Raw genomic sequence first — 25588 nt, 5'->3', positions numbered from 1 at the left:
TGTGGGCGGGCGTCGCTCGTATGGTGGACAGGGCGGCCCGGTCCTCCGGCCTGCCCGGTAGGCTTCCCGGCGGGCCGTGACTGGCGCGCTGGGATGGGACCGACCATCGGGAAGCGGCCCCAGGACCCGGTGTCATTCGCTGCCGGGGTCCGTGAGTGAGTGCCGTGCGCCTGGGCCGAGCCGTGAACGCCGAACGCCACGTCCGGAGGTCCCCATGTCAGCCGAGTCCCCCTCCACCCAGCCCCTCTCCACCGAATCCACCGCCTTCCGCAGCGCTCTCGACGTGATCCGCGCCGTCGAGCCGCGCGTCGCCGACGCCATCGGCCAGGAGGTCGCCGACCAGCGCGAGATGCTCAAGCTGATCGCCTCCGAGAACTACGCCTCCCCGGCCACCCTGCTGGCCATGGGTAACTGGTTCAGCGACAAGTACGCCGAGGGCACCGTCGGCCGCCGCTTCTACGCCGGCTGCCGCAACGTCGACACCGTCGAGTCCCTCGCCGCCGAGCACGCCCGCGAACTCTTCGGCGCCCGGCACGCCTACGTCCAGCCGCACTCCGGCATCGACGCCAACCTCGTCGCCTTCTGGTCCGTCCTCGCCGACCGCGTCGAGGTCCCGTTCCTGGAGAAGACCGGCGCCCGCCAGGTCAACGACCTCTCCGACGCCGACTGGGCCGAGCTGCGCCAGGCCTTCGGCAACCAGCGCATGCTCGGCATGTCCCTGGACGCCGGCGGCCACCTCACCCACGGCTTCCGCCCGAACATCTCCGGCAAGATGTTCGACCAGCGCTCCTACGGCACCGACCCGGCGACCGGCCTGATCGACTACGAGGCGCTGCGTACGTCGGCCCGTGACTTCAAGCCGCTGATCATCGTCGCGGGCTACTCCGCGTACCCCCGGCTGGTGAACTTCCGGATCATGCGCGAGATCGCCGACGAGGTCGGCGCGACGCTCATGGTCGACATGGCGCACTTCGCCGGCCTGGTCGCGGGCAAGGTCCTCACCGGCGACTTCGACCCGGTCCCGCACGCCCAGATCGTGACGACCACCACGCACAAGTCGCTGCGCGGCCCGCGCGGCGGCATGGTCCTGTGCGACGACTCCCTCAAGGACCAGGTCGACCGCGGCTGCCCGATGGTCCTCGGCGGCCCCCTCCCGCACGTCATGGCCGCCAAGGCCGTCGCCCTTGCCGAGGCTCGTCGGCCCGCCTTCCAGGACTACGCCCAGCGCATCGTCGACAACGCCCGCGCGCTCGCCGAGGGCCTGATGAGCCGGGGCGCCACCCTCGTCACCGGCGGCACCGACAACCACCTCAACCTGATCGACGTCGCCTCCTCCTACGGCCTCACCGGCCGCCAGGCCGAGACCGCGCTCCTCGACTCGGGCATCGTCACCAACCGCAACGCCATCCCGGCCGACCCCAACGGCGCCTGGTACACGTCGGGCATCCGCATCGGCACGCCCGCCCTGACCACGCGGGGCCTGGGCACGGCGGAGATGGACGAGGTGGCCGGTCTGATCGACCGCGTCCTCACCGCCGCCGAGCCCGGCACCACGAAGTCGGGCGCCCCCTCGAAGGCGTCCCACGTCCTGGACACGAAGATCTCCGACGAGATCTCCCACAGGGCAACGGACCTGGTGGCGGGCTTCCCGCTGTACCCGGAGATCGACCTGGGCTGACCTCGTCCGGCCTGGGCCAACCTGACCTGACCTGACCTGATCTGACCCCGGGCTGACCTGGCCCGACCTGCGCCGGCCTCGGGTTGATCCGGGGTGACCTGGGCGGACGTGCGCCGACTTGGGCTGGACTCGGGCGGATCCGGGCGGACTTGGGCTGGCCGGGAGCTGGCCCGGCCGACCTGGGGTGGCCTCGGCCCGGTCCGGGCGGACCGGCAGTGACGTCGGACTGATCCGGGCTGACCTGAGCCGACCTGGACTGGTCCGAGCGGACCGGCGCTGACCTGGGCCGACCTCGGCCGGCCTGCGCCAGCACTACAGCTCGATCCGCTCCTGTCGTGGCCCTGCGGCGGTCCGGCCTCGCGCCGGTCCGCCGCTCGGCGTATCAGCAGCGCGCCCCCGGCACCGACCCCGGCCCCGAGGCCTGCCCCCACACCGCCCACCGCACACCGACGCCGGCACCGCCCCCCAGCCCCACGGTCAGCCCCCGCACAGCCCGCCGCACACTGGCCCCGGTCCCGGCACCGGCCCCTCAGCCTCACGATCAGCCCCCCACACCACACATCATTGTCCGGCCCTGTTTCCGATCAGTGGTCGACCCGTGTCGGTATCCGTACCGGACCGGGCCCCGACACCTGAGAGAATGGTGAACATGGCCTCAGACCGTCCCCGCGTGCTCTCCGGAATCCAGCCCACCGCAGGCTCGTTCCACCTCGGCAACTACCTCGGCGCCGTACGCCAGTGGGTGGCCCTACAGGAGTCCCACGACGCGTTCTACATGGTCGTCGACCTGCACGCGATCACGGTCCCGCAGGACCCGAAGGAGCTCACGGCCAACACCCGACTGGCCGCCGCGCAGCTCCTCGCGGCCGGGCTCGACCCCGACCGCTGCACGCTGTTCGTCCAGAGCCATGTCCCCGAGCACGCCCAGCTCGCCTGGATCATGAACTGCCTCACCGGCTTCGGCGAGGCGTCCCGGATGACCCAGTTCAAGGACAAGTCCGCCAAGCAGGGTACCGACCGCGCGAGCGTCGGGCTGTTCACGTACCCGATCCTCCAGGTCGCCGACATCCTGCTCTACCAGGCGAACGAGGTGCCGGTCGGCGAGGACCAGCGCCAGCACATCGAGCTGACCCGTGACCTCGCCGAGCGCTTCAACGGCCGCTTCGGCGAGACCTTCACCATCCCGAAGCCGTACATCCTGAAGGAGACGGCGAAGATCTACGACCTTCAGGACCCGTCGATCAAGATGAGCAAGTCGGCGTCCACGCCCAAGGGCCTCATCAACCTCCTCGACGAGCCGAAGACCACCGCCAAGAAGGTGAAGAGCGCGGTCACGGACACGGACACCGTGATCCGCTTCGACCCGAAGGAGAAGCCAGGCATCAGCAACCTGCTCGGCATCTACTCGACCCTCACCGGCACGGACATCGCCGAGCTTGAGCGGACATACGACGGCAAGGGCTACGGCGCGCTCAAGGTGGACCTCGCCGACGTCGTGGTCGACTTCGTGACGCCGTTCCGGGAGCGCACCCAGCAGTATCTGGACGACCCGGAGACGCTCGACTCGATCCTGGCCAAGGGCGCGGAGAAGGCACGGGCCGTCGCCGCGGAGACCCTCGCCCAGACGTACGGGCGAGTGGGTTTCCTGCCCGCGAAGCACTGAGCCGAGACGTCGGGAAGCGCTTAACCGTCGCCGCGCGGGTACCTGTACCACCGCACGGCGCACGACGCGGCATCAGAGCGCTGCACATCACTACGGTTGCGCCTGCCCGCAGACCCGCCGTGGCCGTACAGTCGATAGCCGACCGGTACGAGCAACAGCCCATATGAGCAATACGGGCGCCAGCAACACCGCACACACGAAACCGCACGAGCAACACAGCACGAGCAACACCGGGACGACGAACAGGAGACGACGTGGGGACCGTAACGATCGGTGTGTCGATCTCGGTCCCGGAGCCACACGGCAGCCTGCTCCAGGAGCGGCGTGCGGGCTTCGGCGACGCCGCCGCACACGGTATCCCCACCCATGTCACCCTGTTGCCGCCCACGGAAGTCGACTCCGAGGCGCTGCCCGCCATCGAGGCACACCTCGTCGAGGTGGCCGCGGCGGGCCGGCCCTTCCCGATGCGGCTCTCCGGGACGGGCACCTTCCGGCCGGTGTCGCCCGTCGTGTTCGTCAAGATCGTCGAAGGCGCGGAGGCCTGCACCTGGCTGCAGAAGCAGGTCCGTGACGCCTCCGGGCCGGTGGCGCGCGAACTGCAGTTCCCGTACCACCCGCATGTGACGGTCGCGCACAGCATCGCCGAGGAGGCGATGGACCGCGCCTTCGCGGAACTCGCCGACTACGAGGCCGACTGGTCCTGCACGGGCTTCGCGCTCTACGAGCGGGGGGCCGACGAGGTGTGGCGCAAGCTGCGCGAGTACACCTTCGGCGCGGCCGTGGTGCCGCCGCAGGCCACCCATGTGGAGCGCGGCCCCCTTCCGACCAGGTAGAACCCCTAAAAAACCACCACCAGCAGGCGCTTCCGGGGTACAAGGTCACCATGGACTGGCTGAAGAAGCTCCCCGGCGTCGGACCGATCGTCGTCCGCCTGATGACCACGCACGTGTGGCGGTCGTACGAGCGTCTCGACCGGGTGAAGTGGTCGCGACTGGCCGCGGCGATGACCTTCATCAGCTTCGTGGCCCTGTTCCCGCTGCTCACCGTGGCCGCCGCGATCGCCGCCGCCACGCTCAGCACCGGGCGGCAGAAGGAGCTCCAGGAGAAGATCGCCGAGCAGGTGCCCGGCATCTCCGAGCAGCTGGACATCAACGGTCTGGTCCAGAACGCCGGCACGATCGGGGTGATCGCCGGTGCCGTGCTGCTGTTCACCGGCATCGGGTGGGTCGGCTCGATGCGGGAGTGTCTGCGGGCGGTGTGGGAGGTGCCGGAGGACGAGGGGAACCCCGTCCTGCGCAAGGTCAAGGACATGGGTGTACTGGTCGGGCTCGGCGGCGCCGTCCTCGTCACGATCGCCGCGTCCACCATCGCCTCGGCGGCGGTCGGCTGGACGGCACGGGGACTCGGCATCGACGAGGCGGGCTGGGGCGCGGTCCTGCTCCGCCTCGCGGCGTTCGCGGTCGCGGTTCTCGCCGACTTCCTCCTGCTCCTGTACGTCCTCACCCTGCTGCCCGGCGTCGAGCCGACCCGGCGTCGGCTGTTCGTCGCCGCGTTGATCGGCGCGGCCGGCTTCGAACTGCTGAAGCTGCTGCTCAGCAGCTATATGCAGGGGGTGGCGGCGAAGAGCATGTACGGCGCGTTCGGCGTGCCCGTGGCCCTGTTGCTGTGGATCAACTTCACGTCGAAACTCGTCCTGTTCTGCGCGTCCTGGACGGCGGAGGGCAAGGCCGAGCCCAAATCTCCCGAAGCTTCCAGCCTGCCTGGGGGTCCCCCCTCTGGGGGAGTTTGAGGACGAGGCCCCTTCAGGGCCGAAAGGGGGGTCCGGGGGCGCAGCCCCCAGGAACAGGACGGGACGGGTAGGGGCGGCGGGGGTGAAGAAACCCCACGCCCACCCCCCACCTCACCGCCGACGCCGCACCAGCTCCGGCAGCGGCCACCGCCGGTTGATCAGAAACGCGCCCCCCGCCAGCACCATCACCACACCACCGGCGATCCCGAACGCGACGCCCATCCCGCTCCCGTCCGACCCCGACCCGGAGGACGCCTTCGTGACCGGGGCCGCGGAGGAGTCGCCCTTGCCGGACCCGTCGCCCGACTCGCCCCCCGCCTCTCCGGAGTCGGAACCGGCGTCCGCGCCGCCGGTCGAGCCAGGCTGGTCACCGGAACCCTCCGCCCCCTTGGGCGCGACCAGTTCACCCACCGGCTGCACCTTCCCGGCGGCCCTGAAGCCCCAGTCGAGCAGCCGGGCGGTCTCCTTGTAGACCTCGTTGTGCTCGTTCTTCTCCGGGTTCATGACCGTGACCAGCAGCACCTTGCCACCCCGCTCGGCGACCCCCGTGAAGGTCGCGCCCGCGTTGGTGGTGTTGCCGTTCTTCACGCCCGCGATGCCCTGGTACACGGAGACGTCCGAGGCGCCGACGAGCAGCCGGTTGGTGTTCTCGATCGCGAAGGAGTCGCGGACCAGCTTGCCCTTCTTGTTCTTCTTCGTCTCGCCGGGGAACTTGGCCGAAACGGTCGAGCAGTACTCGCGGAAGTCCTTCTTCTGCAGCCCCGAACGGGCGAACAGCGTCAGGTCGTACGCCGACGACACCTGTCCCGGCTCGTCGTAGCCGTCGGGGCTCACCACGTTCGTGTCGAGGGCCTGGAGCTCCTCCGCGTGCTCGTTCATCTCCTTGACCGTGGCTTTGACGCCACCGTTCATGTGGGAGAGCACGTGCACGGCGTCGTTGCCGGAGCGCAGGAAGACGCCGAGCCACAGGTCGTGGACCGTGTACGTCTCCTTCTCCTTTATGCCGACCATGCTGGAACCGGCGCCGACGTCCGTCAGCTCGGCGGTCGTGACCTTGTGCTTCAGCGTCCTCGGGAACTTGGGCAGCACGGTGTCGGCGAACAGCATCTTCAGGGTGCTCGCCGGGGGCAGCCGCCAGTGCGCGTTGTGGGCGGCGAGCACATCGCCGGACTCGGCGTCCGAGACGATCCACGAGCGGGCGGTGAGGTCCTTGGGGATCACCGGCACCCCGTCGGAGAGGTTCACCTGCGTCCCGGCCTGCCCGAGCCGCTCCCCGCCCACGGCCGACATCTTCGCCGGGGGAGTCACCGACGGCGAGGCGCTCGGCGTCGGCTTGGGGGCCGCGAACGCCGGTACGGGCGCGGTCAGCGCGGCGGACAACAAGGTGGCGGAGGTGACCAGCAAGGCTCGCTTGGCGGTCTTTTTCGAGGCGGGCACGTCGGAGAACGTACATGTACCGGCCCGTGAAGTCGCACCGCCCCCGGGCCGAACCCGCCAACCGGCCCCGGGTCGAACCCGCGCACCGCCTTCCCCACCCCGGCCACCGGGCCCAGTACCGGACGGCGATACTGGACTCATGCTGTGCTCATCCGGGGGACAACCCCCGGACCCCCGGCCGACTGGGCCGGATCGAGTTGCCCGGTGAAGTGATGAAAGGCCCGTTTTTGTGAAACTCAGCCGCCCCGTCTCCTGGTTCCTGCTCGCCTTCGGGGTGTGGAGCTGGGTCATCTGGGTCACTTTCATCAAGAATCTGGTCAAGGACAGCAGCGGCCTCGCGTTCAACGACGCGGGCACTCCGACGGCGTACTTCTGGGTGCATCTGGTGCTGGCGGTCGTCTCCTTCGTATTGGGGACGATCGTCGGGGGCATCGGGTTGCGCGGACTGCGCGCATTGCGCCAGACCTCATAACGGGGGACACACCCGCATGGTCATCGTTTTCCTGCTCGTCGCCGTCGCCGCTCTGGTGGGGCTGCACTGGTACGTCTGGCGCCGCCTGGTGCGCGACACGACCGCCGGCCCCGGCCTCGCCCGCCGTGTCGGGACGGTGGTGTTCGTCGCCCTGCCCGTCATGATGGTCGCGGCCCTGGCCGCCGAGCGCGGCGGCGCGCCCTTCTGGCTCCAGCGCACACTGGCCTGGCCGGGCTTCCTGTGGCTGGCCCTGTTCATCTACCTGGGCCTGGCCCTGATCGCGGGCGAGCTCGTACGGTCACTGCTGCGACGGTTCCTGGAGCGGCGACGGCCGGTCGAGGCACCCGTATCGCCGCCCGTACCGCTCCGGAAGGCGGAGACCGTACCGGCGGGGACCCCCGAGACCCCGGAAGCCGCCCCGGGGACCCCCGGCATCCCGGATTCCCCCCGTCTCCTCGCCGCCCCCTCCCGGCGCCTCTTCGTCTCCCGTGTCGTGGCGGGCGCCGCGGCCGCGACCGCCGCCGGGACCGTCGGATACGGCACATACGGCGTACTGCGCGGCCCCCGCGTGAAGCGGGTCACCGTGCCGCTGGCCAAACTCCCGCGCGGCGCCCACGGGTTCAGGATCGCCGTCGTCAGCGACATCCACCTCGGGCCCGTCCTCGGCCGGGGTTTCGCGCAGCAGGTCGTCGACACGATCAACTCCACCCAGCCCGATCTGATCGCGGTCGTCGGCGACCTGGTCGACGGCAGCGTCAAGGACCTCGGTCCGGCAGCCGCCCCTCTCGCCCAACTCCGGGCGCGGCACGGGGCGTTCTTCGTGACCGGGAACCACGAGTACTTCTCCGGCGCCGAACAGTGGGTCGAGGAGGTACGGCGGCTCGGTCTGCGCCCGCTGGAGAACGCGCGCGTCGAACTGCCCGCCTTCGACCTCGCCGGTGTCAACGACATCGCCGGTGAGAGCGAGGGCCAGGGCCCCGACTTCACCAAGGCGCTCGGCGACCGGGACACCTCACGGGCGAGTGTGCTGCTGGCCCACCAGCCGGTGCAGATCCATGACGCCGTCGAGCACGGCGTCGACCTCCAGCTCTCCGGCCACACCCACGGCGGCCAGCTGTGGCCCGGCAACTTCTTCGCCGACCTGGCCAACCCCACCCTCGCGGGCCTGGAACGGTACGGGGACACCCAGTTGTACGTCTCCCGGGGCGCCGGCGCGTGGGGCCCGCCCACGCGGGTGGGCGCGCCGTCGGACATCACCGTGGTGGAACTGGCGTCCCGACAGGCCTGATCACAACAACCCCCGGTCCGGTGAACTCGGGCTTGACGGCCACTGGTTGGATCATTGGATCACTGGTCGGTTCAACAGGCCGGCCCGCCTCCGGGAAGTACGAAGGCGCAGTCGATGATCACGTACTGGTCGGCGGTGGTCCGCCGCGTCGCGCCCGCCGCCGGGTTGATCGCCCTTGTGGTCGGCGGTGCCATGCTCGCGGCGCTGCTCGTGGGCGACGGGGCGCCCGTCGTGTCGGCGCTCGGACAGAGCGCGCTCGCCGGGCTGATCTGCGGAGTCGCCTTCCTGCTGGTCGTACCCGCGCCGGACACGGTCACCGCCGCCCGCACGGCCTCCCACTACGGGCTGCCGCTGGAGCCGGCCGCGGCGCGTCTGCCCGCCGTCCGCCGCGTCACGGCCGACACCCCGGGCGCCACCGCGTTCACGCTGGCCGACAGCGTCCTGCACACCATCAAGAAGGCGCAGACCCCGGTGGTCGCCGAGGTGCTGGAGCTGGGCCACGGAAAGGTCTCCCTGATCTGCGGGACGCGGCACGGGCCCCAGGTCCAGGTGTCCATCGAGATCGCCGTCACCGAGGGCAGGGCTGCGGCGGTCATCACCTGCCGCCCCACGACCAGCTGGAAACGCCTTGACGGCGGGGCGAGTTGGGCGATTGCGGGCGCCCTGGAACGCCATGTGCGGGCGGCTCTGACCGAGCGCTGACCGAGGCCTGAAACCCGCCGGTAACAGGTCGTCAGTAACGTCTTTCCCATCTCCTGAGAAGCCTCTTCCCCGACGTTAAACACGTGTGCTTAGGTGATCAACGCCACAGGGGAGTCACCTGTGCAGGGGGCCTGGGGAGGGCACACCGATGCGCTCGGTACGCATGCGGATTCTCGCGGCGCTGCTCATTGTGTCGGCCGCGGGGGCGGTCGGCTGGCAGCTCATGCCGACGGGGGCCGACCACAGCAGGACGATCACCGTCGGCACCACCGACGCCGTGACCGCCCTCGACCCGGCCGGCGCCTACGACGCCGGCTCCTGGGCCCTGTTCAGCAACGTCTTCCAGTCACTGCTGACCTACCGGCCGGACGGCACGGCCCCCGTCCCGGACGCGGCGAAGAGCTGTGGCTTCAAGGGCTCCGGCCTGCGCACCTACGTCTGTGTCCTGCGCGACGACCTCGACTTTCCGAGCGGCCGGAAGATGACCGCCGAGGACGTGAAGTTCTCCTTCGAGCGCGTCAAGCGCATCAACTCCGACGTCGGCCCCGCGTCCCTGCTCGGCACCCTCGCCTCGGTCGACGCCAAGGACCTGACCGTCACCTTCCACCTCAACTCGCCCGACGCCACGTTCCCGTTCAAGGTGGCCACCGGAGCCGGTGCGATCGTCGACCGCGAGAGCTATCCGAAGGACGCCCTGCGCACCGACACCGGCGCCGACGGCACCGGACCGTACGTCCTGAAGACGTATACGAAGGAGAAGCAGGCGCTCCTCGAACCCAACGAGCACTACAAGGGCGCCGTGAAGAGCACCGGCCGCCCCATCCGCCTGCGCTACTACGCCGATCCGCCGGCCCTCGACAAGGCCTGGAAGGCCAAGAAGGTCGACGTCGCCACCCGTCAGCTGCCGCCCGCGGTCCTCGCCGGCCTCTCGCCCAGCGACCCCGGCCAGCAGGTCATCGAAGCCGACAGCGCCGAGACCCGCAACCTCGTCCTCAACGTCCGCGCCGGCTCCCCCCTCCACGACCCGCTCGTCCGCCGCGCCCTGGCCTGGCTGGTCAACCGGGAGGAACTCGCCGGCACGGTGTACAAGGGGACGGCCGAGCCCCTCTACTCACTGATCCCGGCAGGCCTCACCGGCCACACCACCTCGTTCTTCGACGAGTACCCCAAGCCCAGCGTCACGCAGGCCCGCGCCCTGCTCACCGAGGCCGGTGTGGAACTCCCCGTCCGCTTCACCTACGGCTACGCCAAGGGGCGCGGCGCCGCCGCCGAGGAGGCGTCCCTGCTCAAGCGGCAGCTGGAGACGGGCGGCCTGTTCAAGGTCACCGTCAAGGGCTACGAGTGGACCGACTACCAGAAGCGGTACGCGGCAGGGAAACTGGACGCCTACGCCGTCGGCTGGGTCGCCGACTTCCCCGACCCGGACACGTTCACCGGTCCGCTCGTCGGCACCGGGAACAGCATGAAGAACGAGTACAGCAGCAAGAAGGTGGACCGGCTGATCCTGGACAGCCGCCAGTACGCCGACCGCGCCCGCGCCGCCCAGGACTTCCGCGCACTCCAGCAACTGATCGCCCAGGACGTGCCCGTCGTCCCGCTGTGGCAGCGCAAGGAGTACGTCGTCAGCAGTGTGGACGTCGGCGGCGGCCAGTACCTCTCGGACGGCACCGGGGTCTTCCGGCTCTGGACCCTCGACTGGATCTGACGCGGATCGCCTGACGCGGACCGGCCGACGTGGACTAGGTGACGCAGGGTGGGTACCCGGCGCGGCATCAGATGTGCTGATGGTGTGGGCCGGGGGAGGAGCTGACGTGTTGAGACGCGACTCCTTCCGGCTGCCCCGGCACCCGGCGTCCGTCGAACTCGCCCGGCGCCGGGTGCGAGACCATCTGGCCGACTGGGGACACAGCTCCGACGGCCCGGCGCTCGCGGACGCCGTCCTGCTCGTCTCCGAGCTGGCGACCAACGTCGTACGCCACGGCCCCCTCCTGGAGCCGGAGTTCGAGGTCGCCGTCACCGCGCTCGCCGACGGCTCCTGCCTCATCGAGGTCTCCGACGAGGGCACGACAGAACCCCGCCTCCGCCCGGTGACGGACTGGGCGGAACACGGCCGCGGCCTCCACCTGGTTGAGGACATCGCTCAGGCGTGGGGGGTGTGGAGCAGGGGACGGCACGGCAAAACCGTATGGGCGCTGGTAGCGGCCCCGGGATAGGGGCGCGGGGTGGTGTCGTTCTGCGGCTCCACCGTGCGGGCGCCACCCGCCACAACAACCGGCCGACAGGCAGACGCACTTCAGAAACGCCCGTTCACGGACAGACGACCCGCTCGGGCAAGGTGACCGTCACCGCCACCCCCTCGCCCCGCGAGGTCCGCACACTCACCTCCCCGCCGTGCGCCAGCACGACCCCCTGCACGATCGCCAGCCCCAGCCCGCTCCCCGCCCCACCCCCCGCACGGAAGAACCGGTCGAACATCCGCGCCGCGTCCTCCCGCGCCAGCCCGGGACCCCGGTCCGCGACACACAGCCGTACGACACCGTCCACCCGCTCCACGCCCAGCCGCACCGGCACATCGGCGGACGTATGCGTACGGACGTTGCCCACCAGGTTGCCCAGCACCTGTCTGAGCCCCGACTCGTCGGCCCGCACCAGGATCGCCCCGTCGGCGGCGACACTGATCGGCCGGTCCGGTTCCTGGACCCGCAGATCCTCCGCCGCGTCCCGCACCAGGCGGCTCAAGTCGACGTTCCTCAGCCGAAGTTCGGGCTGCTGGTCGAGACGGGCCAGCGTCAGCAGCTCGTCCACCAGGCGCCCCATACGGTCCGCCTCGCCGTTCATCCGGTCCCAGGCGCGCCGGCGTTCCCGCGGGTCGGTCAGCATGCCCTTGTCGTAGAGCTGGAGGTAGCCGCGGATCGCGGACAGCGGGGTGCGCAGTTCGTGCGAGGCGTCGGCGACGAAGCGGCGCAGCTGGGCCGCGCTGCGCTCGCGGGTGCGGTGCGCCGACTCGACCTGGTGGAGCATGGTGTTGAGGGCGACCCGCAGCTGTTCGACCTCGAGGGTGGCGTCGCGGCTGGAGGGGACACGCCGGGTGAGGTCACCCTCGGCGATGGCCGTCGACGTCTCGACCATGTCCTCCAGGGGGGCCATACGGCGGCTCACGCTGAACATCGTGAGCACGGCGAGCAGCGCCAGCAGGAGCGTCCCGACGGCGAGGTCGAGCTTCAGGGCCTTGCCGAGGACGTCGTGCAGGGCGTCCGTCGAGGTGGCCAGGAGCACGGTCTTGCCGTCGGCGAGATGGGCGGCGGTGACCCGGTAGGGGGCGTCCCGTACCCGGATGTCGTGGGGTTCGTCGTCGCGGGCGAGGCCGGCCGGGTCGGAGACGGCGGCGGCGAGGGCGCGCTGGTCGGCGGTGGCCTCGAACCCGGCGACGGGCATGGCCCGCCCCTTCTCGCCGACGACCACGAAGATGCCGTCGGACACGAGGGAGTCGGCGTTCGTGAAGCCGGACGTCCTTGAACCGGTGGTCGTCGAACCGCCGGGCGTGGAGCCGGAGTCGGAGTCGGAGGAGCCGGACCCCGCTGAACCGTCGCTGCCGCTGCCGCCGCCGCTGTCCTCACCGGCGGCGTGCCGGTACCTGTCCGTCAGGGCGGCGAACGCGGTCAGCGAGTCGATCTGCTTCAGCGTGACCCGGGAGCCGCCGATCGAGTCCCGGGTGCTCATCAACTGGGTGTCGACGCTGTCCAGCAGATACAGCCGCATACCCATCACGCTCACCGCGGTCGCCACGACGATGCCGAGGGCGAGCAGCACCACGTTGGCCAGCGTCAGCTTGACGCGCAGGGAGTGGATGCCGCGCTTGCAGCGGAAGGTGCGGTCCCATCCCGCCCCGAAGGCACGCCCCCACCCCATGCCGATCGCGAGGAGACTCATGCCAGCCCGTATCCGACACCGCGCCGGGTGGTGATCACGGGCGGTCCGAGTGCGTCGAGCTTGCGCCGCAGATAGCTGATGTACGTCTCGACGACGGTCGATTCGGGCGGCGTGTGCTCGTACTGCCAGACGTGCCGCAGGAGTTGCTCCTTGGGCACGATCCGGCCGCCGTTGCGCACCAGGAACCGCAGCAGCGCGTACTCCGTGGGGGTCAGCTCGACGGTGCCGCCCGCGCGGTGCACGCTGTACGTCGACTCGTCCAGCTCCAGGTCGCCGTAGCGCAGGGGAGGCCGCTGGGGCAGCACGTCGACGGGCCGGGTCCGCCGCAGTACGGCGGTGATCCGTGCGACCACCTCGTCGATGTTGAACGGCTTGGTGATGTAGTCGTCGCCGAACCCGAGGGCGCCGACGATCTCCCCGGGCGCGTCCCGCGCGGTCAGGAAGACGAGAGCCAACTCGGGCCTGCGGGCGCGCAGTTCACGCCCGAGGGCCCGGCCGTCGCCGTCCGGGAGCATGATGTCGAGCAGCGCGACGTCCGGGCGGGTGCGCCCGGCGAGCGTGAGCGCCTCGCGGACGGTGCCCGCGACCATCACCTCGAAGCGGTGGTAGCGCAGGGCGATGGCGAGGACGTCCGCGATGCTCGGTTCGTCCTCCACCACCAGCACGGTGCCTGTGCCCGTAGCCGTACCTGTGGCAGTGCCCGTCCCTGCGCCCGGAACCGTCATGCCCCCATTATCGGCGCGGCCACCGACAGCCGGGCCCCCTTCGCGCTTTGGAGTTCCTTGAGAGTCATGGCCGCCCGGTGTCCACGCCCGCGCGTCACCACCAATCCTGTTGCCCGGGACCTGGGGGACCGACCGAACCAACCAACCGATGAACAAGGGGTGTTGAGCGTGGCGGCATTGGCGCGGTGGTGCTATCGGCACCGGCTGGTGGTCCTGTTGATATGGGTGGGGGCCGTGTTCGGACTGGGCTTCGCGGGCTCCGCCGCGGGCACGGACTACGCGAACACCTTCTCCCTCCCCAACACGGACTCCACGCGTGCGTACGACCTGATGGAGAAGGCCTTCCCGCAGTCCTCGGGTGACACGGACACGGTCGTGTGGAAGGTCGACGACGGCACGGTACGCGACGAGTCGGTACGGTCCCGGATCGAGCCGGAGCTGGCGGAGATAGCGAAGATGGCGGGGGTCGGCGAGGTCACCAGCCCATACGCCGCCGACGGCGCTGGCGCCGCCCAGATCAGCGAGAACGGGCGGATCGCCTACGCGCAGATCACCTTCACCGAGCAGGCGAACGGGGTGCCCAAGGCGACGGTCGAGGACGTCGTCGAGACCGCCCAGGCCGCCGAACGCGACGGACTTCAGGTGGAGTTGGGCGGCCAGGCGATCGCCAGGACTGAGGAAGCGCCCGCCGGCATCGCCGAGACTGTGGGCATCCTGGCCGCGGCGGTCGTCCTGTTCCTCGCCTTCGGCTCCCTCTTCGCGATGCTGCTGCCGCTGGTCGTGGCGATCGCGGCCCTCGGCACCGGCCTGATGGCCACCTCCCTGCTCAGCCATGTCACCGACGTCCCCGAAGTCGCCCCGCTGCTCGGCTCGTTGATCGGCCTGGGCGTCGGCATCGACTACGCGCTGTTCATCGTCACCCGGCACCGCCGGGGCATCCTGCGCGGCATGAAGCCCGAGGACGCGGCGGTGACGGCGCTCAACACCTCGGGCCGAGCCGTACTGTTCGCGGGCGGCACGGTGTGCATCGCCCTCGCCGGGATGCTCGTGATGAACATGCGCTTCCTGGACGGTGTGGTCGTCGCGACCTCGCTCACGGTCGTCCTGAGCGTCCTCGCCGCGACGACTCTCCTCCCGGCGCTCCTCGGCCTCCTCGGCATGCGCGTCCTCAGCCGCAGGCAGCGTCGCCGACTGGCCGCGACGGGACCGGAGTCGGCCGAGGCCAGCGGGCTGGCGGCGCGCTGGTCGGCGTACGTCGAGAGGCGCCCGCGCTCCACCGCGGCGATGGCCCTGCTGGCGATGCTGGTCCTCGCGCTCCCCGTCCTGTCCATCCGGCTCGGCGCGACCGACCAGGGCAACCACCAGGAGTCGACGACCACCCGACAGGCGTACGACCTGCTGGCGGAGGGCTTCGGCCCCGGCTTCAACGGTCCGCTCCAGGTGGTGGTGGCCAAGGGTGACGCGAACGCGCTGGTCGCGACGATCCGTACGACGGAGGGCGTGGCGCAGGCAGCGGCGGCGCCCCCGTCTAAGGGCATCACGGTGATCCAGGTGGTCCCGACGACATCACCCCAGTCGAAGGCCACGGACCAGCTGATCGACCGTCTGCGCGACGAGGTCATCCCGGCCTCCGGGGCCGAGGCCCACGTCGGCGGGGTGACGGCGATCTTCAAGGACTTCGCGGCGGTGACGGGCCACCGTCTGCCGTACTTCGTCGCGGCGATCATCTCGCTGGGCTTCCTGCTCCTGATGGTGGCCTTCCGCTCCCTGGTCGTCCCCCTGACCGCCGCGCTGATGAACCTGATCGCGGCGGCGGCCTCCTTCGGCGTCCTGGTCGCGATCTTCCAGTGGGGCTGGGGCACGGAGCAGCTCGGCATCGGCAAGGAGGGCCCGATCACGGCCTTCCTCCCGGTGATCATGCTCTCCCTCCTCTTCGGCCTCTCGATGGACTACCAGGTGTTCCTGGTCAGCCGGATGCACGAGGAATGGGTCCACACGAAGGACAACGCGCGGGCGGTCCGCGTCGGCCTCGCGGAAACCAGCAGGGTCATCAACTGCGCGGCCCTGATCATGATCTGCGTCTTCTCGGCCTTCGTCCTGAGCGGCGACCTGGAGGGCGCGATGGCGGGCATCGGCCTCGCGGCGGCGGTGGCGCTGGATGCGTTCATCCTCCGTACGGCCCTGGTGCCGGCCGCGATGCACCTGCTCGGCAACTCCAACTGGTGGCTCCCGGCCGGCCTGGACAAGCGCCTGCCGCATCTGGCGGTGGAACCGAAGGAGGAGTCGGAGGCAACGGAACCCGCGAGGCCGGCAGGCAGCGCGTCGGTCGTCCACGGTTACGTACGTGACACTGAGGGCGCGCCGGTGGAGGGCGCGACGGTGACCCTCCGGTCGAAGGGCGGGCGCCAACTGGACCGGGTCACCTCCCTGGCGGACGGCTCGTACATCCTCTCCGTCCCGGCCCCGGGCGCGTACCTGCTGGCGGCGACGGCGGTCTCGTACGGCTCCCGGGCACGACAGGTCACGGTGGAGGAGGGCCCGCTGGTGTACGACGTGGAGCTGACAGAGTCGTCGGAGGCGTCGGAGGAGGAAGCGGACGCAGTGAACTGACGCTCCCCGCCGCCTACTTGGCCTGCTGGCCCTTCCCGGGATCCGCGCCCTTCGCGGGTTCCTCGGGAAGGGCGTTGGTCATCCCCGGCAGGAAGTCGCTGAACAGGTCGTGGACTTCTAGGACGAGCGGGCGCAGCACCCGGAAGCGGGCCAGCGACACACCACGGGCGGTGAGGCGGGCGCCGCGTCCGGCGAGCCGGTAGGTGCGCTCACGGCCCTCCGTACGGTCGTAGATCCAGTACATGACCATGCCCATCTGGGACAGCCACATCAACTCGGGCAGCACGTCCCGGAGTTCCTCCGGAACCTTGGCCTTCGACCCGGCGAGCACCTCCCTGTGTACGGCGATGGCCTGCGCGCGCGCGTGCTCCGACTCGGGGGAGAAGGGGCTGAGGGGGCTGTTCGGGTCGGCGGCGGTCTTGAAGAACTGCACGGCGAACTCGTGGTAGGAGGCGGACACATCGAGCCAGGCCCGGTACACCCCGGCGAGCCGGGCCTCCAACTCGGTCTCCCGGTCCAGGACTTCCCGCGCGGCCACCTGGTACTCGCGGGCGAGCTGGTCGTAGAAGCCCTGGATCAGGTGCTCCTTGCCGGCGAAGTAGTAGTACGCGTTGCCGACGGAGACCCCGGCCTCCTGAGCGATGGCCCGCATGGTCGTCTTGTCGTACCCCCGCTCCTTGAACAGCCGCATGGCCGTCTCCAGGATCAGCGCACGGGTCTGCTCACTCTTGGCGGGAGCAGGAGCGGAGGGCGCGGGGGATTCAGGCGACTCAGAGGACTCAGAGGACTCAGGGGACTCGGGGCTGTCTTTCGCTGCTGACACGGAAAGGAGCCTAACCAGTGGAGCAGGTGCCGCTGTCACAGCCGGGCGGGGTGCCCGGTGGGTTGTGGACCCACCCGAAGCGGGGATCGTACGACCACCCGTCGGGCAGCCGGTACGCGGGGCGGCCACTCCTGTTCGTACCCCACCGGCTCCCGCGCCACTTGGCGGCGGCGAGAACGGCCCCCTTGGCGAGCCGGGCCCCGGCCGGGGTGGCGAACCGATGGGCGAGCGGCCGGTACTCACGCAACGCCCACAGCACGACGACCCAGGCACCGGTGCCGCGATAGACCTGCCCGGAGTCCCCGACGACGGTGACGTCGTCGAGGGTGGCGGAGTGGTCGAGGGTCGGAAACAGTGTCCGGGCCCGCTCCGAGCCCGCCGGAACCATCGCCAGCGGCACCAGTTGAGGCTGCCGTACGAGCCATTCGCGCACGAAGGTGCACAGCTCGCACTCGGCGTCGTACAGGACGGTGAGCCGGCGGACCGGAACGCCCCCCGTGGCGTCCCGGTCCGCGCGGGCGGTGGTGTGGTCCCCCGACCCCACCGCTTCCATGTGGCTCATCGCGGTCACGCCCCGGCCGCGGGTGCGACCCAGCCCTGCGGCGCGACGGGCGGCACCTGCTCCCGCTCCATGACACTCCGCCGGCGGATCTTGCTGAGGACGAACACGTTGGCGAGATGCATGACCCCGAGCACGAGCAGCACGACACCGAGCTTGGTGGAGAGCGCCTCGAAGACCTCCCGGGTACTGGCGATGTCCCCGTCACCGCTCAGATAGAGGGCGACGAACCCGAGGTTGACGAGGTAGAACCCGACGACGAGCAGATGGTTGACGGCCTCGGCGAGCTTCTCGTTCCCCCGCAGCACATCGGAGAGGAAAACCCGCCCGTTGCTGCTGAGGGTCCGCGCGACCCAGACGGTCAGCGCGACGCTGACCAGCAGGTATATGACGTATGCGACGACTGTGAGGTCCATGTCTCGTCCTTCTCCCCGAGCCTCCTGAACGACTTGAACGCGTTCAAAAGTGCTTACGGGGATGACTGTAGACCTGTTTTTGAACACGTTCAAGTCATGTTCGACGCGATCCGAACGTGTCGCACAAATGTTCCGTGAGTGGGTGCCTCGTTCAGGTGGCGCCGTGGCGGTCTGTGCTGGGTACGCTGAGCGGACAGGCGAGACTCCGTCGCATGGGAGCACTGATGAGCGCCGTATCCGAGGATGGACTCGACGATGAGCCGGCGTACCGCTGGCCGATCCCGCCCGCCGAGGGCTGGACCACGGACGACCTCGACCGGATTCCGGGCCTCCCGCCGCACACGGAGTTGATCGACGGGAGTCTTGTCTTCATGAGTGCCCAGACCCGGTTTCACAGTCGCACGATGCGGCTGTTGGACAACGCCTTGCTGGCTCAGGCGCCGGCGCATCTGGACGTCGACCGGGAAATGGCGGTCAGGCTGGACCAGAAGAATCGGCCGGAGCCGGACATCGTGGTATTTCCGGCGGAGGCGGTTACTGGTCCGAACCAGACCTGGTATGAGCCGGAGGACATCGTCCTTGCCGTTGAGGTTGTCTCGGCCGACTCCCGCGAACGCGACCGCGAGGTCAAGCCCCGCAAGTACGCGACGGCCGGGGTGGCACACTTCTGGCGGGTCGAGCAGGACGGCGACAAGGGGCTCCCCGTCGTCTACGTCTACGAACTCGACCCCGCCACCAAGGCCTACGCCCTCACCGGCATCTTCCACGACCGCCTCAAACTGGCCGTGCCCTTCGAGATCGACATCGACCTCACGGCGATCGATCGCCGCCCGGGTTCATGATCGACCGGGTTCACGACCGCGCGAGTTCCGGCCGCTTCGTGTAGTCCGTGAAGCCGATGACGTTGCCCCAGGGATCGGCGATCTCGACGGTCCAGCCCGTGGCCACGGACATCGGGGCGTCGAGCGGGGTGATGCCGGCCGTGGCCAGGGCGCGGGCCGCCGCCTTGGCGTCCGGCACCTCCAGCCAGATCCGGGGCGAGGCCCACGGCGGCTCCCGGTGCCCGAGCGCCTCCTCGACCCGCAGCAACAGCCCCGGGGTCTCGGCCCCGACCCTCAGCACGGCGATCCCGGCCTCGTCGACCCGGGCGGTGACACCGAACCCGGCGCGCTCGTAGAAGGCGACCGCCTCGGCGAGCTCACCGACGGGCAGCAGCACGTTGTCGAAACCGAGCAGTTCGTACGACTCGTCATCTGACATGGCGTCAGGATAAGGGGATGGTCGGCGGAATCCATGGAGGCTGGGGCGGGCAGACGGGCGTTGTGACGTGCGTTGCGACGCGGGTGATCAGGGAGTCCGGTTCGGCTGGCCGGCGTCGAGGATCGCAGCCACGTCGAGGGTGACCTTGGCGCCGATGGAGTCGGGGAGGGTGACCATTTCGCCGGGGGCGTGGATGCGGTGGCTGCCGTAGTCGTTCTCGGCCGCGTCAGTGAGTACGCCCTGGACGAGCAGTCGAGGCACGACGTACGCCAGGTTGGTGATCATATGGACGGCGTTCGTCGGGTTGGCGATGGGGGAGAGGTAGTAGAGCCAGAGGCCGAGCGAGCGGTACGCCGGCCCCAGCACCAGGCCGCGCCGCGCGTCGCCGTTGCTGTAGTGGCCCAACTCGTGGCCCAGCAGGGCGATTCGGTGCTCGGGGGTGAGGGGTTCCCACAGGGGGAGGCCAAGGGTGAGGAGGCGGCCACGGAGGCCGTACGTCTGGACGCTCGCGTTCGTCTCGGCGTTGACCGCCACGGCATCCACACCCCTCGTACCCGACGCCTCGGCGATCAGCGCGAACAGTTCGGGCGCGTCGGGGCGGCGCAGGACGACGCCGTCGTCCTCCTCCTTCGGGAGCCGGTTCAACCTGGGGTGCAGGGCCAAGCCCAGCAACAACAGGAACACCCCGGGCAGCATGAAGAATCCGCCCCAGCCCTGCACCAGGCACCAGGCTCCGGTCACGAAGAGGACAGCCGTGACGCCGTGGATCAAACAGCGCGACCGCGTACGCCAGCGCGCCGTACACATCACGACGAGCCCGCTGTTCCTCAGCGGCGTCAGAAGTCATCGCGTCCAGCAGCTTCTCCCCGCGCCGCTGCGCCAGCGTGCGGCGCAGCGCCTCCAGCCTGCCCTTCTTCTTCTCAGGGCCACCCGGATCCACGTTCCAGTCGCAGGCCGGACACCACTTCGTGAAGCGACTGTCCGCCTGGATCTCCGTACCGCACTGAGGACACGTGCTCTCCAGCACGCCTTCTCCGATGGTCCGCATCGTTGCGCACCTCCCCCTGACCTCTCCCCAGAGGTCGCTCTGCTCATGACAAGTTGGGGTCGATCATGTCAGTTCCTGTGAACTCGGAGCGGTGACGGGCGAAGCACGGCCGGTCAGTTGGGCTGCCTGAGCTGAAGCTGTCGGCGCATTCGGCGAGTTGGAGTCTGCGCGCCTCGGCCACCATGTGCAGGGCTCCCGCCGAGATCTCGTCGAGTTCCTCCGCGTCGAAAACCTCCTCCTTGACTTCGGCCCACGAGTGGAAGCTGGTCACTCTCGTGCCTCCTTCTGCTGCTGCGGTACCGCTCGGTCGTTCTCTACTCGGACAACGCGAGCCAACCGCGCAGGTATGCGGGCCGACCCGCCCGAATACACTTGTCCACCGCTCCCACCCGCCACTACGGTCCCGAACCGTGGACCTCTTCTCGCGTTCCTGGACGGCCCTGCTTGCCGCCGTCGCCGAGCTCCCCGACGACGACTTCGACCGCCCCTCCGGCTGTACCGGCTGGCTGGTGCGCGACCTCGTCTGTCACCTGGTCATCGATGCCCAGGACGTCCTGATCACCCTCGTCACGCCCACCGAAGCCGAGCCGACCGTCGACGCGGTCACCTACTGGGACGTCCTCACCGAACCTCCGACCGGCGACGACCCGCTCGACGCCCTGATCCCCCGGCTGGCCGCCGCCTACGGCGCGCCCGCGCTGCTCAAGTTCCACCTCGACGACGTCGGTTCCGCCGCCGGCCGCGCCGCCCGACTCGCCGACCCCGCCGTCCGGGTCAGCACCCAGGACGAGGTCCTGACCGTCGGGGACTACCTCTCCGCGTACGTCCTCGAATGGACCCTGCATCATCTGGACCTGATCGCACATCTGCCGCACCACCCCGCGCAGCCGCCGCCCGCCGACACCCTCGCGGCGGCACGCGCGGCGCTGGAGGCGATCGCCGGGGCCCCGTTCCCCGCCGGCTTCTCCGACCAGCACGCGCTCCTGATCGGCACCGGACGCCGTACGCCGACGGACGAGGAGACGGCCGCGCTCGGCGGTCTTGCCGCGAAGCTCCCCCTCATCCTCGGCTGAGGGGTAAGGCAGGGCGGGCGCCGCCCGCCTCACCCCTCACCGGGTCAGCGCGTCCTCAACACCCGCCCACGCGCCGCGAACCCACCACCACATCGTCCATCCGCACGTCGTACGACGACGGAGTCGGGTCGGCCTGGTACAGCTGCCACCCCAGCTTCAGCCTGTCGAACGTCGGGAAGGCGAAGTCCGAGTCCTGCGCACCGCCGTGGCTCTGGGCGGAGACCGTCAGGTCCGACCGCTCGACCCCGTCGAAGTACACCGTGACCCGGTTGTCGGTCGCGTCGAGATGGAACTCCACGCAACTCCAACTCCCCGCCACCGCCGGTGCCGACGTCTTCCACGACGTCCAGTCGCCCGTCGGTCCCAGGTCGGAGCCGACGCCCCAGAAGTTGCCCTTGTCCGTGGGGGCGTACTGGCCGCCCAACGGACGTACGAGGGTGGGGGAGTCGGCGCCGGAGGCCTCCGCGATCGTCCAGTGGGCCCAGTCGGGAGCCGTGGGGAAGGCGTCCACGCGCAGGCGCAGCCGGGCCCAGTAACTGTTACCGGGCGCCGAGAGGTTGGAGGGTTTGGAGAGGTTGGAGAAGACGACGAACGCGCGCCCGTTGCCCTCTGTATGGACGCGGAGTTCGCGGCCCTTGCCGGTCGAACTCGGGGCGACGGTCAGCGTGCCGTTGGACGTGTCCGTCGTCCAGTCGCGGCCGGCCGTGACCGGGCCGAGCGGAAGGTGGTCGAAGTTCTCCCGGACGAGGGGCCGTTGGCCATATGCCGTGCCGTGGACGGGAGTTGCCGAGGCGGTGGGGGTATCGCGAGCAGGGTGGCCGCCGTGGCTGCGGCGGCCGACAGTGCCGCGATCGATTTCCTCAGGATGGTCATGTGCCCAGTCTGTAACGGGAGTTGACCAAGTTCCTAGTGGTACTGGTGGGTATCGAGGGGTGTGTGGCCGCGATCACCGCAAGCTCGAAACGCCCGGCGGTAAAACGCCCGATGGCCGTGCTTCTGTCGATGCAGAAACACGGCCACCGGAGCGTGATGCGAGATCAGAACCGCCGAGTGATCAGAACCGCCGAGTGATCAGCGCCCTCTTCACTTCCTGGATCGCCTTCGTGACCTCGATGCCACGCGGGCACGCGTCCGTGCAGTTGAACGTGGTCCGGCAGCGCCAGACGCCGTCCCGGTCGTTAAGGATCTCCAGCCGCTGCTCGCCCGCCTCGTCACGCGAGTCGAAGATGAACCGATGCGCGTTCACGATCGCGGCCGGGCCGAAGTACTGGCCGTCGTTCCAGAAGACCGGGCACGACGACGTGCACGCCGCGCACAGGATGCACTTCGTCGTGTCGTCGAACCGTTCCCGGTCCTCCGCCGACTGGAGACGCTCGCGCGTCGGCTCGTTGGTGTCCTTCGTGATGAGGAAGGGCATCACGTCGCGGTACGCCTGGAAGAACGGGTCCATGTCGACGATCAGGTCCTTCAGGACCGTCAGGCCCTTGATGGGCTCGACCGTGATCGGCTTGGCGGGGTTGATGTCCTTGATCAGGGTCTTGCAGGCAAGGCGGTTCTTGCCGTTGATCCGCATGGCGTCCGAGCCGCAGATGCCGTGCGCGCAGGAGCGACGGAACGTCAGCGAACCGTCCTGGTCCCACTTGATCTTGTGGAGGGCGTCGAGGACGCGCTCCTTCGGGTCGATCTCCAGCTTGAAGTCTTCCCAGACCGCCTCGGCCGCCAGCTCCGGGTTGAAGCGGCGGATGCGGAAGGTGACCGTGATGTACGGGGAGTCGGCGAAGCCGGGCTCGGGCTCGCCGGCCGCGTCCGCCTTGTCCAGAACAGGGGTTGCCATCAGTACTTACGCTCCATCGGCTGGTAGCGGGTCTGGACGACCGGCTTGTAGTCGAGACGGATGGACTCGGTGCCGTCGTCGCCCACCTCGCGGTACGCCATGGTGTGGCGCATGAAGTTGACGTCGTCGCGGGTCGGGTAGTCCTCGCGGTAGTGACCGCCGCGCGACTCCTTGCGGGCCAGCGCCGAGACCGCCATGACCTCGGCCAGGTCGAGCAGGTTGCCCAGCTCGATGGCCTCCAGGAGGTCGGTGTTGAACCGCTTGCCCTTGTCCTGGATCGAGACGTTCCGGTAGCGCTCGCGGAGCTCCGCGATCTTCTCCACCGCCGTCTTGATCGTCTGCTCCGTACGGAACACCATGACGTTCGCGTCCATGGTCTCCTGGAGCTCCAGGCGCAGCGCGGCGACCCGCTCCGTGCCCGTGGACTCGCGCAGGTGCTCCACCTGGGAGATCACCAACTCGGCAGGGTTCTCGGGGAGTTCGACGAAGTCGGCCTTCTGGCTGTACTCCGCCGCCGCGATACCGGCCCGCTTCCCGAACACGTTGATGTCCAGGAGGCTGTTCGTGCCGAGGCGGTTGGCGCCGTGCACCGACACACACGCGACCTCGCCGGCCGCGTACAGGCCGGGCACCACCGTCGTGTTGTCGCGGAGCACCTCACCCTCGACGTTCGTCGGGATGCCGCCCATCGCGTAGTGCGCGGTGGGCTGGATCGGGATCGGGTCCGTGTACGGCTCGATGCCCAGGTAGGTGCGCGCGAACTCGGTGATGTCGGGCAGCTTGGCGTCCAGCTGCTCCGGCGGGAGGTGGGTGAGGTCGAGGTAGACGTGGTCGCCCTCTGGACCGCAGCCACGCCCCTCGCGGATCTCCGTGTAGATGGAGCGCGAGACGACGTCACGCGAGGCGAGGTCCTTCATCACCGGCGCGTACTTCTCCATGAAGCGCTCGCCGTCCTTGTTGCGGAGGATGCCGCCCTCACCGCGGGCGCCTTCCGTCAGCAGGATGCCCATGCGCCAGATGCCGGTCGGGTGGAACTGGAAGAACTCCATGTCCTCCAGCGGCAGCCCGCGACGGTAGACCGCCGCCTGGCCGTCACCCGTCAGCGTGTGAGCGTTCGACGTCACCTTGAAGAACTTGCCGCAGCCGCCGGACGCGTAGATCACGGCCTTCGCCTGGAAGACGTGGATCTCACCGGTGGCGAGTTCGTAGGCGATGACGCCGGCCGACCGCTTCACACCGTCGATCTCGACGATCAGCTGGTCGAGGACGTAGAACTCGTTGAAGAACTCCACGCCCTCCTTCACGCAGTTCTGGTACAGCGTCTGGAGGATCATGTGGCCGGTGCGGTCGGCCGCGTAGCAGGACCGGCGGACCGGGGCCTCACCGTGGTTGCGCGAGTGGCCGCCGAAGCGGCGCTGGTCGATCGTGCCGTCGGGCGTGCGGTTGAACGGCAGGCCCATCTTCTCCAGGTCGAGGACCGAGTCGATGGCCTCCTTCGCCAGGATCTCGGCGGCGTCCTGGTCGACCAGGTAGTCACCGCCCTTGATCGTGTCGAAGGTGTGCCACTCCCAGTTGTCCTCCTCCACGTTGGCGAGCGCGGCGGCCATACCGCCCTGCGCGGCGCCCGTGTGGGACCTGGTCGGGTAGAGCTTCGTCAGTACGGCGGTACGGCTGCGCTTCGTCGACTCGATCGCGGCGCGCATGCCGGCGCCGCCCGCGCCGACGATGACGGTGTCGTACTTGTGGATCTTCATCAGGATTTCCTCAGTCCCTCAGCACCGTGGCCTAGCGGATGTTCGGGTCGAAGGTGAAGATCACCAGCGTGCCCAGCAGGATCGTGAACACCGTGGCGGTGTAGAGCAGGCCCTTGAGCCACAGTCGGGTGTTCGCGCGTTCCGCGTAGTCGTTGATGACGGTGCGCAGGCCGTTGGCGCCGTGCAGCATCGCCAGCCACAGCATCAGCAGATCCCAGACCTGCCAGAACGGCGAGGCCCAGCGGCCGGCCACGAAGGCGAAGCCGATCTTGGAGACCCCGCCGTCCAGCACCAGCTGGATGAGGAGGTGGCCCAGGACCAGCACGACCAGGACGATGCCGGACAGCCGCATGAACAGCCAGCCGTACATCTCGAAGTTGCCCCGGGTGGACTTGGGGGTCTTCTTCGTGCGCTTGCGCGGGGCCTCGATCAGGGGAGCCGGGTTGTCGGCGTCGTACCCCGCGAACGTGCCCGCGCCCTCGACGGGGCCGATGCCCGAGGCGGTGGATTCAGTCGTCGCCATGTGC

Annotated in this window: 24 protein-coding genes and 1 pseudogene; 12 read left to right on the top strand and 13 right to left on the bottom strand. The window is 69.6% G+C overall.

Annotation, left to right across the window (positions count from 1 at the left end; all coding sequences use genetic code 11):
* Window positions 1-214: 214 nt before the first annotated feature.
* From ACW4TU_RS16115 to ACW4TU_RS16100, 4 genes are all read left to right on the top strand, one after another.
* Window positions 215-1678 (top strand): glycine hydroxymethyltransferase, encoded by a 1464-nt coding sequence (locus tag ACW4TU_RS16115; protein WP_457428507.1) that lies wholly within the window; start codon window positions 215-217, stop codon window positions 1676-1678.
* Window positions 1679-2327: 649 nt separating this feature from the next.
* A complete protein-coding gene (trpS, locus tag ACW4TU_RS16110; RefSeq protein ID WP_457428506.1) occupies window positions 2328-3341 on the top strand; it encodes a tryptophan--tRNA ligase in 1014 nt (337 codons plus the stop codon).
* 254 nt (window positions 3342-3595) lie between these two features.
* A complete protein-coding gene (locus ACW4TU_RS16105) occupies window positions 3596-4174 on the top strand; it encodes a 2'-5' RNA ligase family protein (protein ID WP_457428505.1) in 579 nt (192 codons plus the stop codon).
* Window positions 4175-4224: 50 nt separating this feature from the next.
* Window positions 4225-5130, top strand: a complete 906-nt coding sequence (locus tag ACW4TU_RS16100; protein ID WP_457428504.1) for a YihY/virulence factor BrkB family protein — start codon at window positions 4225-4227, stop codon at window positions 5128-5130.
* A 111-nt stretch (window positions 5131-5241) separates the two neighbouring features.
* On the opposite strand, the gene ACW4TU_RS16095 is transcribed toward ACW4TU_RS16100, so the two are convergent.
* Complete coding sequence (locus ACW4TU_RS16095; RefSeq protein ID WP_457428503.1) at window positions 5242-6567, bottom strand: D-alanyl-D-alanine carboxypeptidase family protein; 1326 nt, start codon at window positions 6565-6567, stop codon at window positions 5242-5244.
* 229 nt (window positions 6568-6796) lie between these two features.
* Here ACW4TU_RS16095 and ACW4TU_RS16090 point away from each other — a divergent pair, with 229 nt between their 5' ends.
* From ACW4TU_RS16090 to ACW4TU_RS16070, 5 genes are all read left to right on the top strand, one after another.
* On the top strand, window positions 6797-7039 hold the full coding sequence (locus tag ACW4TU_RS16090) for an SCO4848 family membrane protein (RefSeq protein ID WP_457428502.1): 243 nt from the start codon (window positions 6797-6799) through the stop codon (window positions 7037-7039).
* Window positions 7040-7055: 16 nt separating this feature from the next.
* Window positions 7056-8327, top strand: coding sequence for a metallophosphoesterase (locus tag ACW4TU_RS16085; RefSeq protein WP_457428501.1), 1272 nt, complete (start codon window positions 7056-7058; stop codon window positions 8325-8327).
* Between the two features lie 114 nt (window positions 8328-8441).
* Window positions 8442-9029: a hypothetical protein gene (locus tag ACW4TU_RS16080; RefSeq protein WP_457428500.1), complete on the top strand. Its 588-nt coding sequence runs from the start codon at window positions 8442-8444 to the stop codon at window positions 9027-9029.
* Window positions 9030-9177: 148 nt separating this feature from the next.
* Window positions 9178-10734 carry an ABC transporter substrate-binding protein gene (locus ACW4TU_RS16075; protein WP_457428499.1) on the top strand — a complete coding sequence of 519 codons (1557 nt, stop codon included), beginning with the start codon at window positions 9178-9180 and terminating at the stop codon, window positions 10732-10734.
* A 106-nt stretch (window positions 10735-10840) separates the two neighbouring features.
* A complete protein-coding gene (locus ACW4TU_RS16070; RefSeq protein ID WP_457428498.1) occupies window positions 10841-11242 on the top strand; it encodes an ATP-binding protein in 402 nt (133 codons plus the stop codon).
* A gap of 94 nt (window positions 11243-11336) precedes the next feature.
* On the opposite strand, the gene ACW4TU_RS16065 is transcribed toward ACW4TU_RS16070, so the two are convergent.
* Window positions 11337-12938: a sensor histidine kinase gene (locus tag ACW4TU_RS16065; RefSeq protein WP_457430141.1), complete on the bottom strand. Its 1602-nt coding sequence runs from the start codon at window positions 12936-12938 to the stop codon at window positions 11337-11339.
* A gap of 17 nt (window positions 12939-12955) precedes the next feature.
* Window positions 12956-13684: a response regulator transcription factor gene (locus ACW4TU_RS16060; RefSeq protein WP_457428497.1), complete on the bottom strand. Its 729-nt coding sequence runs from the start codon at window positions 13682-13684 to the stop codon at window positions 12956-12958.
* 177 nt (window positions 13685-13861) lie between these two features.
* Here ACW4TU_RS16060 and ACW4TU_RS16055 point away from each other — a divergent pair, with 177 nt between their 5' ends.
* The gene (locus ACW4TU_RS16055; protein WP_457430139.1) at window positions 13862-16294 is read left to right on the top strand and encodes an MMPL family transporter; all 2433 of its coding nucleotides are present in this window, start codon (window positions 13862-13864) and stop codon (window positions 16292-16294) included.
* Window positions 16295-16307: 13 nt separating this feature from the next.
* On the opposite strand, the gene ACW4TU_RS16050 is transcribed toward ACW4TU_RS16055, so the two are convergent.
* The 3 genes from ACW4TU_RS16050 to ACW4TU_RS16040 are packed head-to-tail and all read right to left on the bottom strand — an operon-like array spanning window position 16308 to window position 18092.
* The gene (locus ACW4TU_RS16050; RefSeq protein WP_457428496.1) at window positions 16308-17117 is read right to left on the bottom strand and encodes a TetR family transcriptional regulator; all 810 of its coding nucleotides are present in this window, start codon (window positions 17115-17117) and stop codon (window positions 16308-16310) included.
* A gap of 10 nt (window positions 17118-17127) precedes the next feature.
* Window positions 17128-17670 (bottom strand): thiol-disulfide oxidoreductase DCC family protein, encoded by a 543-nt coding sequence (locus ACW4TU_RS16045; RefSeq protein WP_457430137.1) that lies wholly within the window; start codon window positions 17668-17670, stop codon window positions 17128-17130.
* A 14-nt stretch (window positions 17671-17684) separates the two neighbouring features.
* Window positions 17685-18092, bottom strand: a complete 408-nt coding sequence (locus ACW4TU_RS16040) for a hypothetical protein (RefSeq protein ID WP_457428495.1) — start codon at window positions 18090-18092, stop codon at window positions 17685-17687.
* Window positions 18093-18316: 224 nt separating this feature from the next.
* Here ACW4TU_RS16040 and ACW4TU_RS16035 point away from each other — a divergent pair, with 224 nt between their 5' ends.
* Window positions 18317-18934 carry a Uma2 family endonuclease gene (locus ACW4TU_RS16035; protein WP_457428494.1) on the top strand — a complete coding sequence of 206 codons (618 nt, stop codon included), beginning with the start codon at window positions 18317-18319 and terminating at the stop codon, window positions 18932-18934.
* 10 nt (window positions 18935-18944) lie between these two features.
* On the opposite strand, the gene ACW4TU_RS16030 is transcribed toward ACW4TU_RS16035, so the two are convergent.
* The 3 genes from ACW4TU_RS16030 to ACW4TU_RS16020 form a co-directional block, all read right to left on the bottom strand.
* Entirely contained in the window at window positions 18945-19352 is a 408-nt protein-coding gene (locus tag ACW4TU_RS16030) for a VOC family protein (protein WP_164323072.1), read from the bottom strand.
* 87 nt (window positions 19353-19439) lie between these two features.
* Window positions 19440-20093: a M48 family metallopeptidase gene (locus ACW4TU_RS16025; RefSeq protein WP_457428493.1), complete on the bottom strand. Its 654-nt coding sequence runs from the start codon at window positions 20091-20093 to the stop codon at window positions 19440-19442.
* A gap of 350 nt (window positions 20094-20443) precedes the next feature.
* Window positions 20444-20671 (bottom strand): hypothetical protein, encoded by a 228-nt coding sequence (locus ACW4TU_RS16020; RefSeq protein WP_457428492.1) that lies wholly within the window; start codon window positions 20669-20671, stop codon window positions 20444-20446.
* 139 nt (window positions 20672-20810) lie between these two features.
* On the opposite strand from ACW4TU_RS16020, the gene ACW4TU_RS16015 reads away from it, so the two are divergent.
* Window positions 20811-21473: a maleylpyruvate isomerase N-terminal domain-containing protein gene (locus ACW4TU_RS16015; RefSeq protein WP_457428491.1), complete on the top strand. Its 663-nt coding sequence runs from the start codon at window positions 20811-20813 to the stop codon at window positions 21471-21473.
* A gap of 55 nt (window positions 21474-21528) precedes the next feature.
* Here the strand turns inward: ACW4TU_RS16015 and ACW4TU_RS16010 are convergent.
* The 4 genes and pseudogenes from ACW4TU_RS16010 to ACW4TU_RS15995 all read right to left on the bottom strand — a co-directional run bounded on the left by ACW4TU_RS16010 (window position 21529) and on the right by ACW4TU_RS15995 (window position 25584).
* Window positions 21529-22346: pseudogene (locus ACW4TU_RS16010) on the bottom strand (hypothetical protein).
* A 181-nt stretch (window positions 22347-22527) separates the two neighbouring features.
* Window positions 22528-23307 carry a succinate dehydrogenase iron-sulfur subunit gene (locus ACW4TU_RS16005; protein ID WP_457428490.1) on the bottom strand — a complete coding sequence of 260 codons (780 nt, stop codon included), beginning with the start codon at window positions 23305-23307 and terminating at the stop codon, window positions 22528-22530.
* Entirely contained in the window at window positions 23307-25061 is a 1755-nt protein-coding gene (gene sdhA, locus ACW4TU_RS16000; protein WP_164408021.1) for a succinate dehydrogenase flavoprotein subunit, read from the bottom strand. Before sdhA ends, ACW4TU_RS16005 begins: the two co-directional genes overlap by 1 nt.
* Before the next feature lie 31 nt (window positions 25062-25092).
* Entirely contained in the window at window positions 25093-25584 is a 492-nt protein-coding gene (locus ACW4TU_RS15995) for a succinate dehydrogenase hydrophobic membrane anchor subunit (RefSeq protein ID WP_164322300.1), read from the bottom strand.
* Window positions 25585-25588: the final 4 nt, after the last annotated feature.

The organism is Streptomyces kryoterrae, from assembly GCF_054072135.1.
This window is presented reverse-complemented; position numbering and strand designations above follow the sequence as displayed.

Bases quoted from the DNA above. Each gene is read 5' to 3' on its own strand.
- sdhA (WP_164408021.1), bottom strand. From the start codon at position 25,061: ATGAAGATCCACAAGTACGACACCGTCATCGTCGGCGCGGGCGGCGCC.
- ACW4TU_RS16115 (WP_457428507.1), top strand. From the start codon at position 215: ATGTCAGCCGAGTCCCCCTCCACCCAGCCCCTCTCCACCGAATCCACC.
- ACW4TU_RS16030 (WP_164323072.1), bottom strand. From the start codon at position 19,352: ATGTCAGATGACGAGTCGTACGAACTGCTCGGTTTCGACAACGTGCTG.
- trpS (WP_457428506.1), top strand. From the start codon at position 2,328: ATGGCCTCAGACCGTCCCCGCGTGCTCTCCGGAATCCAGCCCACCGCA.
- ACW4TU_RS16085 (WP_457428501.1), top strand. From the start codon at position 7,056: ATGGTCATCGTTTTCCTGCTCGTCGCCGTCGCCGCTCTGGTGGGGCTG.
- ACW4TU_RS16040 (WP_457428495.1), bottom strand. From the start codon at position 18,092: ATGGACCTCACAGTCGTCGCATACGTCATATACCTGCTGGTCAGCGTC.
- ACW4TU_RS16060 (WP_457428497.1), bottom strand. From the start codon at position 13,684: ATGACGGTTCCGGGCGCAGGGACGGGCACTGCCACAGGTACGGCTACG.
- ACW4TU_RS16005 (WP_457428490.1), bottom strand. From the start codon at position 23,307: ATGGCAACCCCTGTTCTGGACAAGGCGGACGCGGCCGGCGAGCCCGAG.
- ACW4TU_RS16075 (WP_457428499.1), top strand. From the start codon at position 9,178: ATGCGCTCGGTACGCATGCGGATTCTCGCGGCGCTGCTCATTGTGTCG.
- ACW4TU_RS16045 (WP_457430137.1), bottom strand. From the start codon at position 17,670: ATGGAAGCGGTGGGGTCGGGGGACCACACCACCGCCCGCGCGGACCGG.
- ACW4TU_RS15995 (WP_164322300.1), bottom strand. From the start codon at position 25,584: ATGGCGACGACTGAATCCACCGCCTCGGGCATCGGCCCCGTCGAGGGC.
- ACW4TU_RS16100 (WP_457428504.1), top strand. From the start codon at position 4,225: ATGGACTGGCTGAAGAAGCTCCCCGGCGTCGGACCGATCGTCGTCCGC.
- ACW4TU_RS16080 (WP_457428500.1), top strand. From the start codon at position 8,442: ATGATCACGTACTGGTCGGCGGTGGTCCGCCGCGTCGCGCCCGCCGCC.
- ACW4TU_RS16065 (WP_457430141.1), bottom strand. From the start codon at position 12,938: ATGGGGTGGGGGCGTGCCTTCGGGGCGGGATGGGACCGCACCTTCCGC.
- ACW4TU_RS16035 (WP_457428494.1), top strand. From the start codon at position 18,317: ATGAGCGCCGTATCCGAGGATGGACTCGACGATGAGCCGGCGTACCGC.